Here is a 15,875-nt window from a genome sequence, read left to right as displayed (position 1 = left end):
AGCCGGGAGGAGTGGGATTGTGCCAAAGGATATGAAACGCATGAATTATTTCAACGGGCTGCTGCTGAAGGAAGAGGATCTGACGCTGGATCAGAATTACCATAAGCGTGTGCGGCAGCTGCATAACCGTCATTTCCATGATTGGGGAGTCGTGGATGGGCTTAAGGTCACCATGCGGGACGGGATAACCATTGAGATTGCTCCGGGCTTTGCTCTCAACCGTGTCACCGACCCGGAGCACAATGAGGAGATCAGCCAGGAAATTATGGTCAGTGACGCTCACCCTAATCGGGTGATTAACCTCTCGGGGTACAGCACTTCGGATCAGATCTATATTTACATCAGCTATCAGGAAGAGCTGACGGATAAAGATCTGCTCAAGGGAGGAAATAATCCCATCCATGTGCTGGAGCAGGCCAAAATAGAAGTAAGCTCCCGGAAGCCCGCAGATGTACACCAGAATATCCTGCTGGCCCGGGTGAATCTGAAGCATTCCCAGGACGGGTCCTTAACAATCGGCGGGATCTATGAGACGGATGTTGACGGGTCTCAGCTGGTGACGAAGGCCGCAGGCGGGACGGTGCTTAAGGCGGATCAGATCATTATCGGCAAAGAGAAGAAGCCTGAGACGCCTTTCCTCAGCAATTCGAAGGACCTCGATGGCGAGGAAGGGAGCCGGCTTAATGTTCACGCTGTGCTGACAGAGTTCACGGGTGACATCAAGGCGGGGGCCATCAGCACTTATGGATCAGTGGATATAGACGGCACGTTATCTGTAACCTCGGGCAGCGCAGCGGTGTTCAAGGTGAATGAGTCCGGCGATCTGGAGGTCTCCGGCGCATCGACCATGGAGGGGCCCTTCTCCGCGAAGCAAGGGATTGAAGTCAGCGGTGGGATGGCGATGCTGGATGTTCCCCAGGTTATCATTGGCGGCAGCAAAGTCACCCTGAATCAGAATGTGGCTGAAGATGACCGGATGGGCATCGAGATCCTGCGCAAGGATCATTCCAGCGCCAAGCTGCAATGGGATGAGAAGAATAAGAGCTGGATGATTGGAACCGAAGTGCAGGCAGGTGACGACGCCAGCGGAATGTCCAAGGTGGCTTATGGCGCAGACTGGGAGCAGCTGCATCACGGTGCGAATGCGGATAGTCTGCATAGCCACAGCCAGCTGAAGGCTGCGGATGGCAAGCCGTCACTTCGCACGGACAACGAGGGGACGGTCCTAGTTGACCGGGGGATGAGCGTATCCGGGACGCTGGTATCCCAGAAGGATGGCCTGGAGGTCTTCCGGGGAGCCACGCTGCCCAATGCCAAGATAGCCTGGAATGAAGCTGTGAAATCCTGGCAGACCGGCACCGCTAACGGGGATATGACCAATATTCCTGACGGGAAGCAGTGGGAGGAGCTGACTGGCGGCAACAGGAATGCAGATGCTCTGCATACCCACAGGCAGTTCCATAATGAAGACAAGAGCCTGCTTGCGCTGGAGATCGGTGCGGACGGCAATGTGAATATCCCCCATGAGCTGATGGTCGGCGAGACTCTGACCGTGAACAAGCTGATCGTCCGGGAAGAAGAGGTGGTCATCCGGAAGGTTGAGCAAGAGGTAGCAGACAGCTTCCTTACGGTCAATAAGGCGGAAGACCACTCAGTTCTGGGTAACAAGGGAGGGCTGGATGTCTACCGGGGCAGTCAGCTTCCGGCAGCACGCATGGAGTGGAACGAAGCAGACCGCAAGTGGAGAATCGGGCTTGAAGGCAGCATGTCCGACATTCCCTACGGGAACAAATGGGACACGCTGACCAGCGGGTCCGTGGCGGATGCTTCCCACAAGCACAGCACACTGAGTACACCGTCCGGCGGAACGATTCTCTCGGCAGACGGACAGGGACGGCTGTCGGCATCCGGGAATATGGAGCTCGGCGGTACGCTGCTGGCCAAGGGCAGTACAACGCTGAAGTCGGACCTGAGTGTCGGAGGATCGGCCACGATTGAAGGTAATCTGACGGTCAAGGGCACCACTACCTTCGTCAAAAAGGAAGATCTGGTGGTGGTCAGCAACCGGATTGAACTTAATAAATTCGAGGGGAACAGTTCCTCCCTGAAACAGAGCAGTATTGAGGTCTACCGGGGCAAGCTGAACCCGAGCGCCAAGCTGCTCTGGGACGAGACGGATGGCAGATGGAAGCTGGGACTCGGCGATGAACTGTCCAATATAGCCTACGGAAGTAATTGGGATGCGTTGACCGGAGGGGTCAGCTCGGATGCCGATGGATTGCACCGGCACAATTCCCTGAGCGATAGCGCGGGCAATACGGCTGTCCAGGTTACATCAGATGGTGATTTTGAAATGATCAATGATGCTGAGGTACAGGGCTCCCTGACCGTCAATAACGGGGTGGAAGTCAGCGGCGGTCTGGCGGTTCAGGGTCTGGTTAAGGTAGACGGCAACCTGATCGTCAAAGGCACCACGACCACGCTTAACCGTGAGGATCTGGTCGTCACCAATAACGTCATTGAGATCAACAAATTCGCAGGGGATACCCCGCCAGCCGCCGAGAGCGGCATCGAAGTGTTCCGGGGCGAATCGCAGCCGCCTGCCCGGATGTTCTGGAACGAAAGCGAGCGGAAGTGGAAGGTGGGTATCGGAAATTCGCTGGAGAATGTCGCCAGCGGCAGCTCCTGGGACAAGCTGACACAGATGGCGAGTGCGGATGCTCTTCATCTTCATAGCCAGCTGTACAATCCGAAGAGTGACATTCTGGCACTCAGCGCCAGCGCCGAAGGGGATGTGGATATTCACCATGACTTGACGGTGGGCAGCAATCTGACGGTAGCCGGAGAGCTGGAGATCCGGGGGACCTCGGCCAAAATTGCCACGGATGAGCTAGATATCGGCAGTCCCTGGATTACCCTTAATAAGGATGCTGGAACAGTCAAGTCTCTTGCAGGCGGCGGACTGGAGATCTATCGCGGCCCGGATCAGAATCCGGTCAAGCTTGCCTGGGATGAGGTCAAGGACCAGTGGCAGCTGGCAACACCTGCGGATAGTGCGGCGGTCGTAGTCGATTCATCCGGCAATATCCAAGCCTCCGGTGCAGTGAAGGCTGCGGGTGCAGCAATTACAGGAGCAGTCACTGCCGCCAGCGCGGCAATTGCAGGAACAGTGACGGTCGGAGACGGCATTGAGGTGCTGCAAGGCACCGAGACTAACGCGCAGATCAAGTGGGCCAAGGACCGCTGGAAGCTGGGCACTGCCGGCAGAACGGTACTCAGCCTGACCCGCAGCGGCAAAATGGGTGTGGGCACGGATAATCCGACTGAAGTGCTGGATGTGGCAGGCAAGGCGGTCTTCCGGACGGAGACAGAGGTCTCTGGCGCGGCATCCTTCTCAGGTAAGCTGACTGCTCATAGTGATGCTGTATTCGAAGGCACGGCTTCTTTTAACAAAGGGATAAATGCGGCGGGTGCCGTGATTAGCAATCATGCGGTGGTGTCCGGGAATGTGACTGCCGGAGGGTTCGAAGCTCCTCGCGGTCTGAATAAAGATGGAATTCTCCTACCGAATGCCCGGATCTACTGGAATAATGAGCTGAATTCCTGGTTCTATGGCGATGGGGAGAAGTTCGCTGAGTTCGGCACCGGGAAGGGCGGCCAGCATCAGCTGTTCAATCCGCTAGGCAATGCGGTTACCTTGTCTTCGGATGCAAAGGGTTATATCGGCATCGGAACTACGGCCCCGCTGGCCCTGTTAGATGTTAGAGCAACTGGCGGAGACAGCTTGTTCAGTGTTACCAAAAACGGAGAGGTCGGCATCGGAACCTTAAGCCCTGACCCTAAGTCCAAGCTTGATGTTCAAGGCAATACAGTAATCCGTGGGGAGCTTAGTGCAGTCAGCGCCTCCATCTCCAAGGATCTGACCGTGAACGGGAATCTGACGGTGAATGGCGATGTTGTGACGATCAATGCGGCTCAGCTTGAGGTTGAGGACAACATTATAAGAGTTAACAAATATGACCCTAAGAGTGATCACATTGTCCAAAATGCCGGTCTGGAGGTATTCCGCGGCGGCAGCGCTCTTCCAGCCCAGCTGCTATGGGATGAGACTGCAGATGAATGGCTGGCCGGAGTTTCAGATACCCTGAAGACCATAGAATTCAAGGGACATATCCACCCCGAGTATGCTGCTCTGGCGGAGGCGATCACTGTTGATGGAGGCAATGTCGGGATTGGTACGGATGCCCGGGCCGCTAAGCTGGAGGTCAAAGGGAATGCCGTGGTCAGCGGATCATTGACGGTCACAGAGGCTTCATTAAGCGGTGGCTTGGCAGCAGCAAGTGCAAAGATCAGCGGCCTGGCTGCACTTAAGGAGGTCACCGTCAGCGGAGGTTTCACCGCTCAGGATGCTGCCATCACTGGCGATCTTACGCTCAGTAAGGGAATTGCAGTGGACAGAGGAACGGATCAGAAGGCACAGCTACTCTGGGATGAAGCCCAGGATGTCTGGACGGCGGGAATTGCAGGAAGCATGAAGCAGCTCTCCTACAGCGGCCATACACACCAAGAGCTGTCCGAACTGACAGGGGTGCTGAAGATCGCCTCCGGGAATGTCGGAATCGGCACCGCAGCGCCAACGTCCAAGCTTGAGGTGAACGGCAATGCGGCGGTATCCGGCCGTATGACCGTTACAGACGCAGCAGTCAGCGGCATGTTAACGGCTGCGGATACCGAATTTAGCGGAATGCTCCGCACGAAGGATGCTGATGTTACGGGCAGCCTTACGCTTAGCCGGGGGATTGATGTGGGTAGGGGTACAGGTGCCAAGGCACAGATTGTATGGAACGAAGCGATGGCTGAATGGCAACTGGGACTTGCAGGCAGCCTGAAACAGCTCTCGTACAGCGGTCATACGCATAAGGAGCTTACAGATCTGAACGCTGTGCTTAAGGTGGCTTCCGGCAATATCGGAATCGGCACCGCTGCACCGGCCGCCAAGCTGGATGTGAACGGTAATGCGGCGGTATCCGGGAAGTTAACCGTCACTGATGCTGTTGTGAACGGATCGTTATCCGTGAAGAACGCAGTGATCGATACATTACTAAAGGCAGCGGATACCGAAATTACAGGAATGTTCACGGCGAAGGACGCCGCCTTCACAGGCACATTGTCAGCAAAGGAACTGAAGCTCAGTGATACACTGACAGTGAAGGATGCCAAGATCAGCGGCAGCCTGACGGTTACCCGGGGGATCGAGCTTGACCGGGGCAAGGATAAGAAGGCACAGATTCTCTGGGATACTACGGCAAACGCATGGCAGGCGGGCATTGAGGGAAGTATGCAGAAGCTGGTCTGCCAGGATTCCGTCTATGATCAACTTGTCCAGGTGGCGGGCGCATTAACGCTAGATTCCAGCAGCAATGTCGGGATTGGCAAAGCGCCAGCAGATAACTATAAGCTGGATGTGAACGGCAACCTGCGGGCAACGAACTTCGCACAGACCTCCTCCCGGACCTACAAGGAGAACATTGCCAGTCTGCCGGTGAAGAAGGCGCTGGAGCTGCTGAACAAGCTGAAGCCGGTGACCTTCAACTACAAGACGGAGAACGGCAAGCAGCAGAATATCGGCTTCATCGCCGAGGATGTGCCACAGATTTTCTCTACTGCGGATCACAAGTCTGTAGTATTGATGGACATTATCGGCGTACTGACTACGGTGGTTCAGAAGCAGCAGAAGGAAGCTCAAGACATGCGTAAGCAGGTAAATGAGCTCAAGGTTCAGGTTACGGCCTTGGCCGGCGCTTAATGGCAACAACTCCTCAGCACATAAGGTAACAAAACAGCTCCTGCCGCAAATATGCAGCAGGAGCTGTTTTGTTAGGCAGAGTACCATAGTCATTTCTTGCTGCATGCCATCCACCGGAATGTCTTTCGCTTCTGCAGTCCAGACGGCAAATTGCGGGCAAATCTGACAGAGGCTGTCAGTGAAGTTCATTCACCATCGTTCCTATAATGTCTGCTAATCTCACAGGCCAATTCCTGAATCTGTTCCTTCAGCTCCAGAGGCTCATGAATACGTATGGAAGTGCCGAAGCTCAACAGATATTTGGGAAGGTATTTATTCATAGAGGGAGCATCCAGCAGGAACCTCGCCTCCCGGTCGGTCCGCTCCGTAAGGTAGTGCCGCAGATGCCAGTTGCCGCATAGCTTGTTCAGCGCATCCGGCTCTCCTTCGATACGGATCATGAGCTGAGGAGCATTTTCTTCCGGCTCCAGCTCCAGCTGGGTGCGGAAATAATCAGATACCGAGAAGGGCTCCGGCTTAGGGAAGCTGGCTTCCGTTAACGCAAGCTTGACAATGCGGTCCACACGATAGGTCCGCATGGCCTGTGACCGGTGACAGAACCCAACCATATACCATTCCGAACGGTCGTAAGCCAGACCATACGGATCGACTACGCGCTCCTCGTTCTGTGCTGCATTCACTTTCCGGTAGGTGAGGTGAACCGTCTGGCCCGCCTTCACAGCCTGCTCCAGCTCCCGCAGCAAAGGGACGACTAAAGGGGAACGGGACGGAGCGATCACATCGAGAATGCCTGTGTGCAGCGACAGGTCTTGGCGCTGTTCATCGTGCAGTCCGTTCTCTACCTTTTTGAGTGCGTTTTCCAGCTCCAGGGCGAAGGGATAGCCAGCGCTTTGCGCGAATTTATAGGCATCGAGCAGCGCTCTCAGCTCCATGGAGCTGAAGAACAGGGGCGTCTCACTGAAGCTCTCCAGAATATGTACCCCGCCGTCATGCCCCGATTCGGCGACTACCGGCACCCCACTGGCACATAAGGCATCGACATACCGGTACACCGTGCGGACACTGATCTCCAGCTGATCTGCAATCTGAGCGGCAGTAAGCTTCTTGCCGGACCTCAGCATCCACAGCATTGCGAGCATATTATCCCATTTGGCCATCGGGTTATTCTCTCCTAAGTTCTCAATTCGTTAACGGTTGAGTCGTGTATTTTCCTCAGTCTACCATTTAGTATTCGGCTGTACCATCTGTAATATGCTATGATAGGAAATATGGTATTTTCTGAGAAATGAAGGGGGTACGTTATGATTACATTCAAAAAGCTCATGCAGATCATTGGAATTAGTATTCTTGTCACGAGCGTGGCTCATTCTCCTGCCCCCGCTGTTGCTGCCTCCGGTACAACTCAATCCGCCACTGCTGGGGCACCCGCGATCCAGGTCTATCTGAACAAAGAGCAGATTACTTCAACCGCTGGGGGCGCTACGCTAATCAACAATACAGTCATGCTCTCGCTGGATAAGCTGTATGTGAGAGGGGCGACTATTACATATGACGAGCATTCCAGAATGCTCACCATTCAGAATCTGCTCACGCAGGGCAGCATGAAGATCGGCAGCACTCACGCTTCTGTCAACGGGAAGCAGATCACCTATTCCGCTGCCTTCCAGCAGGTGAATAAGCAGCTCTATATCCCTCTACGCTTCGTGAATGATGCGATTGGCGGGTCACTGGAGTGGGATGCCGTCCACCGTGAAGCGTACATCAGCTATCCTGAATTCGCCGGTGAAGGCCTGACTAACAAGAACGCATATTTCTTGAATGGGGTAGACGGCACCTTGTACAAAAGAGATATCACGGGTAAGGTTCATACGGTGGGAGCTTCTACAGCAAAGCTTGATCCATATTATATTGCAGGCACCCGGATTACTGCCGAGAAGATATCTGATGATGCCGACTTGGTGACCATTCAATATAGCAGCGGGGAGCCATCCATAAACCTGACCGTATACAATCTGTTCGTGAGAAAAGGGGTTGTCCTGCGCCAATCTAAAGCGAATTACTGGCAGTTCTCCCCTGAGGATATCAAGATCTATGAAGGAAATGCCGTGATGAATGACGGTCATTCTGTTCGCTTAATCGCCCCGGATGGTTCCGTCAAGCAGATCTGGAATCACTCCAAGCTGGCAGGGACACCAGAAGCAACCTATACTATCGAAGGGATAAGCGGCAATATTCTGATTGTCCGTTCTTCACAAGACGGCATACTTACTCTAATTGATACAGTAGCTAAGCAGGCGGTTGTTCTTTATGAGGAATTCGGTATCGATCCTACAGAGCTGGCCGGGTTCACATATGACGGAATTCAGTTCACCGGAGTAAGTGCAGATCGGTCTGAATTACAGTTTATGTTCACCAATAACAAGAAGGCGAGCAGCGTATTTACGTATCGGTTGGAGACTTAGTGCTTATATTATCGGTACGGGAAGATTCCAAGTGATCCATCCAGAACTCCTTCAGATAGCCGATAAAAGTATGGGTTGCTTTGGTGATGTAACGGTCTGCCCGGTAGATTAAGCTGAGCTTGCGGATGGGCGGCGAATCCAGGATGGGAATGGAGCGGAGACCGCTGTTCTTTATTGCGTCCATGAGACTGCCCGGCTGCACGGTACCGCCAATTCCGGCCTGCACCAGCTGGATCAGCGAGGTGGCCGATCCGGTCTCCATAATCGGTTCCAGCGCGAAGCCGGCTTCCCGGCAGGTGTTCTCGACCAGCTCTCTGCCGATAAAAGTCCGCGGGTACATCACAAGCTGGATACTCTGAAGTTCAGACAGCTCGATATGGCTCTTGGCAGCGTAAGGGTGATCCCCCCGGACAATCAGATGATACGGCTCCCAGCCCAGATCCACCTTGGTTAACAGTTCATCGCGCGGCCCCTGGAGACAGATCCCGATGTCCAGCTTGTTATCCAGCACCTCCTGTTGAATGACCGTCGAGGCGAATACCTGAAGCCGTATATTTGGATAATCCTCGTGGAATTTAACCAGCAGCGGTGTTAACTGGTAATCAAGGTCGGAAGGCAGCAGCCCGAGCCGGATGGTGCCGCGGTTGTCTAGACGCAGTTCATCCATGGCCGCCTTGGCGTTGTGTTCATTCTGTACCATCTGGACTGCGTACTCCTTCAGGAGTGCACCAGCCTCGGTAAGGGCAATTCTTTTGCCGATCCGGTCGAAGAGGGGGAGCCCCAGCTCACCTTCCAGCACCTTGATCTGCTGGCTTAACGTGGGTTGGCTGATTCCCAGCTTCTCAGCGGCCCGTGTGAAATGCAGTTCTTGACACACAGCCAGAAAATAATGCAAATGGCGGGTTTCCAAATGAATCACTCCGTTCAGAGAATAATCATAGTTATATACTATTATAATAATAGAAATAATAGTATTGAACAATGTATGGCGCATATTTATACTCGAGCTATACAAGAATGACACAAATTATACTACTTGGAGTTGATATCGTTGCCTTTCCTGTTATTATTCATCGCCCTACTGGCTGCCTCATTAAATATGCGTCCGGTTATTACGTCCGTCTCTCCGCTGCTTAGCAATATTCAGGGGGACCTGGCAATGAGCAGCCTGCAGGCGAGTCTGCTGACTACGCTGCCTGTTCTGTGTATGGGCCTGTTCGCACCGGTTGCAGTGAGCATCAGCCGCCGTTTCGGAATGGAACGTACAATCTTTGCATCCATGGTGCTCATCGGGGCGGCAACTGCCGCGCGGGGCGTGTTATCCTCGGCCTCTGGGCTCATTCTGACCGCACTCGCAGCAGGTGTGGGAATCGGAATCGCCGGTCCGCTGTTGTCAGGCTTCATTAAGCGTTATTTCCCAGGGCATACTGCTATGGTAAGTGTGTATTCTGCCGCGTTGGTGCTGGGCGCATCGCTGGCGGCAGGGCTGTCTGTTCCCTTGTTCACCTGGTTGGACAGTTCCTGGCAGCTGTCGCTGGCAGTATGGGCGGTACTCTCCCTGGCAGCTCTCCCGGCTTGGTGGAGAATTACAGCAAAGTCGCTGCAGCCGGAGGCTCAGAGTGTGCACGCCAAGCTGCCCGTGGCGAACAAGCGGGCCTGGCTGCTGACCGTATTTTTCGGCCTGATGGCCAGTGTCTTCTATTCGCTGACAGCTTGGCTGGCCCCGATATCCATGTCTATGGGCTACAGCCGTCATGATGCGGGTAACCTGCTCACATTGTTCACCCTGATTCAGATTCCGGTAAGTATTCTGGTGCCAATCCTTACGTCCAGATTCCAGCGGCGCACCTTATGGCTGGTGCTGTGCAGTCTGTTCGAGCTAAGCGGACTGCTGTTGCTCCTCGGATCAGGCTCTCCATTCCTGAGTGCAGTCCTGCTCGGGATCGGTGCCGGAGGATTGTTCCCGCTGGCGCTCATGCTGCCGCTGCTCATGACGCAGCGGGCGGAAGAGGCCAGCGCCTGGTCCTCACTGAGCCAGGGCGGCGGCTATATTCTCGGAGCCTTGGGTCCCCTTGCAGTAGGCCGCATCCTGGATGCTTCGGGTTCATTCCGGCTTGCCCTGACCGGCCTGGCTGTGGTCACTGTGCTTATGATCGCGGTACAGCTCATGATCGGCAGAAGCTCCCGTGAAGGGCAACGCGCTAAGGAACAGTTAAATTGAGGGTGTGGACTTCCTGATCCATATGCCTGCACGGCAACCTGTATTTAGCTTCCGGTCTTCGCATAAGGCAGAACAACAACCGTTTCGTACTTCCCGGGCTTGACCGTCGTTCTCAGATGCCCGCCGTATTTGCCCGTAACCTGCTGAATAGTACTTAAGCCGATTCCGTGCAGCTCCGGATGGGCCCGGCGGCATGGCGCTGCTGTGCTGGCGGGGGCGGCCATGGAGTTGCCGATATAGATAACGAGGGCATTGTTGTTCGCATGGATATGAAGCTGAATGGATCTGTTCTCAGCCGGCCGGACCTGTCTCGCAGCATCTATGGCATTATCCAGAAGGTTGCCAAGTAATATACACAGATCATAGCGTTCAATGTTAACAGGTGCACCGGTGAGCTGTACCTTATGCTGCATGGCAATATCCAGGCAAGAGGCGTGGTGAAGCGCATGGCTGACCAAGGCATCCACCGCCAGGTTGCCGGTAGTGATGGTGTTGCAGGAAGCCTCGATCTGGTGCAGAATTCCGTTAATATGATCTGCGCCTTTTGCCGCATGGCCTGCTTCAATACAGGTGCGTATGTATACCAATTGCTTATTCATATCAAGAATGATTCGCTTGATGTCCATGAAGGAATGTAAGGTATCCTGATAGCTGAGCTCCTGGGCTTCGAGCTGTCTGTGCAGACGGCTCAGCAGTTCCGCAATATCGGCAAATATTTTCGCGGCAAAAGTGTTGTGCTCATCTCGCACCGGATCGGAATTGCCAAGCTCGCCGACCGGATCATATTTATGAAGCAGGGGGAGATCGTGGAAACGGGCACCCATGCCGAGCTGATGCAGCAACAGGGTGAATATTGCAGCTTCTTCAGGGGTCAGGCCAAATGGTATGATACGGGAGATCAGGTCATATGACTACGAAAATACTGGTTCATGTCCGCAACCTCAAGATGATCGTCAAGCTGTTCTGCACCAAAGATTTGTACCTGTCACTGGTGCTCATGGCGCTCAGTGCACTGCTGGCCCCGCTGGGAGCCTGGCTCTACAAGCTCCTGATCGATGGCCTCGCCTTCGTCCAGTCTGCCTCCGCCGTAACACACAACTGTTAATCCTTGTCGCCGGATATACCGTGCTGAAGATTGTCCTGGAAGGGATAGAGCATATTACGGCGCATGTTAACAATCGTCTGAAATATAACATTAACCGTGAATTCATCAGACAGGTGAACAAGAAGCTGTCTGTTATTGATATGGAAGAGCTGGAGAATCCGGCTGTCTATGATCTGTTGGAGCGGGTCCAGTCCAAAGTGAACAAGGGGATTCTGGCCTACGTCAACAACTCCTTGTCTGTCGTACTTCCTATGTTCTCCATGTTCTCCTTTATCGTGCTGCTGTTGAAGATCAATCTGTATTTTCCCGTTATTGCGGTGCTTGCCACCATACCGTATTTGCTGCTGATGAATGCACAGGGCAAGCGGAGCTACTTCCAGGCGGTTGAACAGAGCAAGCCGCTGCGCCGGTTGAACTATATGTACGATGTGCTGACAAGCCGAAGATATGCCAAGGAGATCCGCATGTTCGGATTAATTGATTATTTCAATGACCGCACGGAAGAGATCCGCAGCGAGGTATGGAGAGAGAAGTTCGGGCTGCTGCTGCATTATACGCTGGGCGGAGCGCTCGTTGATCTCTTGCGGAATATTGCGCTGGGAATCTGTCTGCTCATCACCTGCTTAGGCGTCTTAGAGAATAGAATGAGTATAGGCGATGTTATGCTGGTGATCACAGCGATGCAGGCCATAACGGGCGCACTGAGCAGTATGGTGAATAAAATCAGTTCCATGAACAATTACACACTGTATATGGAAGATATGCAGAATTTCCTGGATCTCCCCGAGAATGCCGGCGGCGGGCATAAGACGCTTGCGGATGCTTCCACCCTTCAGTTCAAGCATGTGGATTTCAAATACCCGGGCAGCGGGAGCCTTACACTTAAGAATATTGAATTAACGATCAACAAAGGCGAGAAAATTGCCTTAGTGGGCGAGAACGGCAGCGGTAAAACGACCTTCATTCATGTGCTGCTCGGCCTGTACAAGCCGACTTCAGGGGAGGTGCTGATCGGTGGAGACCCGTTAGCGGATGTCATTGATTCGTTCAGAAGGAAGACGGTCTGTGTATTTCAGAATTTCATTAAATACCAGTTCTCGGTCGCGGATAATATCCGGGCGGGAAATTTCGGACAAGAGTTCCAGAAGGAGTCGCTGCGGATCTTCCATATGGAGGACTTCATCGATCAGCTGCCGCAAGGCCTGGATACCCAGCTAGGCCAGCTGGAGAACAATGATACAGAGCTGTCGGGCGGACAGTGGCAGCGGCTGGCGATTGCCAGAGCGCTCGGCCGGGCGGACAGCGAGATTCTGATTATGGACGAGCCGACAGCCAGCCTGGACCCCAAGGTGGAGACGCAGATCTATGAAGAATTCTCCGCGCTGTGTGAGAACAAGACGACAATCATGATCTCGCACCGGCTCGGAGTGACCCGGCTCTGCGATATCATCTATGTATTCGACCAGGGGGAGATCTGTGAAGCGGGCTCGCACACAGAATTGATGAACCGGCGCGGGAAATATTATCAGATGTATACGGCCCAGAGCTATTTGTATGCTTAATGACATGGAATAAATAAGGAGTAAAAGGATATAATTGACATCAGATGACTACTGGAGTAGTATTGGAGTATGACTACTACAGTAGTCAAACGAAGGGAGGCTGGTGCATGGAGATTAAGCTGTATGATTCCGAGCTTAAGGTCATGGAGATTCTATGGAGGGAAGGCAAGCTGCCCGCAGGGGATCTGGCCGCAATTCTGAATCAGGAGACAGGCTGGAACAGGAATACGACCTATACAGTGATTAAGAAGCTGATTGCCAAGGATGCTATAGAGCGGACAGACCCCGGCTTTGTCTGCACAGCCCTGATTGCCAAAGAGCAGGTGCAGACGTATGAGACCAAAGAGCTGATTAACAAAATGTATGGCGGTTCGGCGGAGATGTTCTTCTCTGCATTTCTTAATGAGAAGAACCTCAGCAAAGCCGATATCGACAAGCTCAGGCAAATCGTGGAAAGCTTGCGCTGAGGCGAGGGATGATGGATATCTTACAGATAAGTATCTCAGCAAGCGTGCTGATCGTTCTAGTGATCGCGCTGCGCTCTGTGACCCTGCACAAATTACCCAGACAGCTCTTTCTGGTCCTGTGGGGCATTGTCATCGCCAGACTGCTAATTCCGGGTTCTGTGCCGATTCTTCCGCAGCTGTCACCTCAGGCAGAGGTTGCTGCTGCGATTGATCAGGTTAGCACGCACACAGCAGCCGTAGTGCAGTTGCCGGAACGCTCAGCCCTGCACACAGGGATGTTCGCCCGGGATATAGCATTCACGGCCTTTGCGGGCGGGGAGCCGGAGCAGCCGTTCCTAAAGCCGGAGCAGCTGGGTGTCATATGGCTTGGCGGCGCTGCACTGCTGCTTATGATCCTTGCGGTGATCTTCTACAGAAGCAAGAGAGAGCTGCGGACAGCACTGCCTCTGCAGAGACAGGAGCCTGTAATTGAGGCCTGGCGTGCCCGGCATCCCTTGCGGCGTAAGCTTACCATCCTGACATTTGACCGGATGGATACACCGGTTACGTGCGGAACCTGGCGTCCGAAGATTATCCTGCCTGCGAACCTGAATACCGGGAACGCACAGGCTATGGATTATATTCTCACCCATGAATATATGCATATCCGGTATTTCGATACAGTATGGAAGCTAGCTGCGTCCGTGGCTCTATGCCTGCACTGGTTCAATCCGCTGGTCTGGCTGATGGTTTTCTATCTAAACCGGGAGCTGGAGATGGTCTGTGATGCCAGAGTCATCCGTAAGCTGGGTGCAGAGCACAAGGCGGATTATGCGTTATGTCTCTTGGAGGTGGCGGAGCAACAGAGGGGGTTCATGCCCCTGTATATAGGCTTCAGTACAAATGCGGCCAAGGAAAGGATCGTGTCGATCATGAAACTTCAGAAAATGACGGTATTGACAGCAGCCATATCAGTCATTCTGGTGGCCGGAGCGGTATCGGCGTTCGCAGAGCAGTCCAGCGGGGCCGTGAGCGGAGTGCAACCAGACAGCGGCGCTGCGCAAATGAGCGCAATGGAGACTGGTGACAGCAGCGGGCCGGATGCGGCCGCAGCATCGTCGGATGGAAGCGGAGCTCTCACCGATTTCAATTACGATGCATTGAAGGATTATGTAGCCTACGGCTTAACGTATGACAAGGCCCAGGACCGCTTCCTTTACAACAGCAAGCATATCCGCCTGTTCATGGACCCTGACCTTCAGCATGAAGGCAAGTTCAACAAATTCTACTATGACGGGAACGGCTCGGCTGATTTCCGGGTCATCAGAGACAAGGACAACGCTGTTAAGGAGATTAAGCTGCTGGAAGACAGTGAGCTTCAGGCTTTGGCCAAGGCGTATGGCTTTGAACTGGGCAAGGAGGGCCTGAAATTCAGCAACGCCAACTAAGCTTTCGTTAGGATGGCACCTGCAAGTGAGCGCGCTTCCTTGAGCTTCATCTGGGAGTGCGCTTTTGCTATAATAAGAGCGGATTACAGAAGAACAAGTGAAGAGGAGAGGAAACACATGACCACGAAGCAACCCTCCGAGCAACTGGTGGAAATGCTGGGCCAGCCGTATGATCCCAAGCGTATCCAGGCCCTGCTGAAGCCTTACGGTGTCCGGAGACTGCCCACACCAAAAAGCTATTTCAACGACGAAATCGTCTGGACAGCGAAATCATCACTACGCATGGATCTGTACCGCGGACCCAAGCTGGAGAATCTGACCGGACTCCGGCATCCAGACCCGCAAGAATGGATTATCGGTGCTGTTCAATTCCTCGCACCCGGAGCGGATGACCGGGTCAAGACTCCTTATCCCGGGCTGCTTCCCGGGAGCCTTGCAATGAGCTCCTCTCCGGTACAAGCGATGGCGGCATACGGCCAGCCCGCGATGGATGAGGAATGTGAGTGGCCCGGCTTCTCCGGCCGGATTCTCGCTTGGCGGGGGCAGGGCATCAATATCGTCTTAGAGTATGAGGACAGCCTGAGCGGGCGGGTGCTGAAAAGCTGCACAGCCTGCCTGATCGGCTGCATCGGTGCTTGGACGAGCGACAACCCGGAGGTTTTTGCTCCGTGAATAGCATAAGAGGCTCTTAATGCGGACAAGCTCCTGCGAAATCGCAGGGGCCTGCAGGATAGGGGCACAGAAGCCAATCAACAAGGAAACCTAGCTTCGAAAAAAGGCACTTGTTCCTGCCGAATTATACCCCTTTCAAGCACCCCGTTAGTG

Annotated in this window: 11 protein-coding genes; 8 read left to right on the top strand and 3 right to left on the bottom strand. The window is 53.8% G+C overall.

The window, feature by feature from the left end:
* The first annotated feature begins 19 nt into the window (after nt 1-19).
* Complete coding sequence (locus MKZ07_RS10355) at nt 20-5,806, top strand: tail fiber domain-containing protein (protein WP_341025708.1); 5,787 nt, start codon at nt 20-22, stop codon at nt 5,804-5,806.
* A 185-nt stretch (nt 5,807-5,991) separates the two neighbouring features.
* Here MKZ07_RS10355 and MKZ07_RS10350 read toward each other — a convergent pair whose 3' ends face one another.
* Nucleotides 5,992-6,963, bottom strand: a complete 972-nt coding sequence (locus MKZ07_RS10350) for a helix-turn-helix transcriptional regulator (RefSeq protein ID WP_341025707.1) — start codon at nt 6,961-6,963, stop codon at nt 5,992-5,994.
* Between the two features lie 144 nt (nt 6,964-7,107).
* Here MKZ07_RS10350 and MKZ07_RS10345 point away from each other — a divergent pair, with 144 nt between their 5' ends.
* Entirely contained in the window at nt 7,108-8,268 is a 1,161-nt protein-coding gene (locus MKZ07_RS10345) for a copper amine oxidase N-terminal domain-containing protein (RefSeq protein WP_341025706.1), read from the top strand.
* Here the strand turns inward: MKZ07_RS10345 and MKZ07_RS10340 are convergent.
* Nucleotides 8,246-9,187 (bottom strand): LysR family transcriptional regulator, encoded by a 942-nt coding sequence (locus MKZ07_RS10340; RefSeq protein WP_327196400.1) that lies wholly within the window; start codon nt 9,185-9,187, stop codon nt 8,246-8,248. The genes MKZ07_RS10345 and MKZ07_RS10340 overlap by 23 nt on opposite strands.
* 132 nt (nt 9,188-9,319) lie before the next feature.
* On the opposite strand from MKZ07_RS10340, the gene MKZ07_RS10335 reads away from it, so the two are divergent.
* The gene (locus tag MKZ07_RS10335; RefSeq protein ID WP_036701076.1) at nt 9,320-10,489 is read left to right on the top strand and encodes an MFS transporter; all 1,170 of its coding nucleotides are present in this window, start codon (nt 9,320-9,322) and stop codon (nt 10,487-10,489) included.
* Between the two features lie 44 nt (nt 10,490-10,533).
* On the opposite strand, the gene MKZ07_RS10330 is transcribed toward MKZ07_RS10335, so the two are convergent.
* The gene (locus tag MKZ07_RS10330) at nt 10,534-11,313 is read right to left on the bottom strand and encodes an ATP-binding protein (protein WP_341025704.1); all 780 of its coding nucleotides are present in this window, start codon (nt 11,311-11,313) and stop codon (nt 10,534-10,536) included.
* 83 nt (nt 11,314-11,396) lie between these two features.
* Here MKZ07_RS10330 and MKZ07_RS10325 point away from each other — a divergent pair, with 83 nt between their 5' ends.
* The 5 genes from MKZ07_RS10325 to MKZ07_RS10305 all read left to right on the top strand — a co-directional run bounded on the left by MKZ07_RS10325 (nt 11,397) and on the right by MKZ07_RS10305 (nt 15,722).
* The gene (locus MKZ07_RS10325) at nt 11,397-11,594 is read left to right on the top strand and encodes a hypothetical protein (RefSeq protein WP_036701080.1); all 198 of its coding nucleotides are present in this window, start codon (nt 11,397-11,399) and stop codon (nt 11,592-11,594) included.
* Nucleotides 11,595-11,614: 20 nt separating this feature from the next.
* Nucleotides 11,615-13,156 (top strand): ABC transporter ATP-binding protein, encoded by a 1,542-nt coding sequence (locus MKZ07_RS10320; protein WP_036701081.1) that lies wholly within the window; start codon nt 11,615-11,617, stop codon nt 13,154-13,156.
* A 107-nt stretch (nt 13,157-13,263) separates the two neighbouring features.
* A complete protein-coding gene (locus MKZ07_RS10315) occupies nt 13,264-13,623 on the top strand; it encodes a BlaI/MecI/CopY family transcriptional regulator (RefSeq protein ID WP_036701083.1) in 360 nt (119 codons plus the stop codon).
* Nucleotides 13,624-13,631: 8 nt separating this feature from the next.
* Entirely contained in the window at nt 13,632-15,050 is a 1,419-nt protein-coding gene (locus tag MKZ07_RS10310) for a M56 family metallopeptidase (protein WP_341025700.1), read from the top strand.
* A 117-nt stretch (nt 15,051-15,167) separates the two neighbouring features.
* Nucleotides 15,168-15,722: a hypothetical protein gene (locus MKZ07_RS10305; RefSeq protein ID WP_036701085.1), complete on the top strand. Its 555-nt coding sequence runs from the start codon at nt 15,168-15,170 to the stop codon at nt 15,720-15,722.
* Nucleotides 15,723-15,875 lie beyond the last annotated feature (153 nt).

The sequence above is a fragment of the Paenibacillus sp. FSL P4-0338 genome (genome assembly GCF_038002365.1).
Classification (GTDB): domain Bacteria; phylum Bacillota; class Bacilli; order Paenibacillales; family Paenibacillaceae; genus Paenibacillus_AQ.
This window is presented reverse-complemented; position numbering and strand designations above follow the sequence as displayed.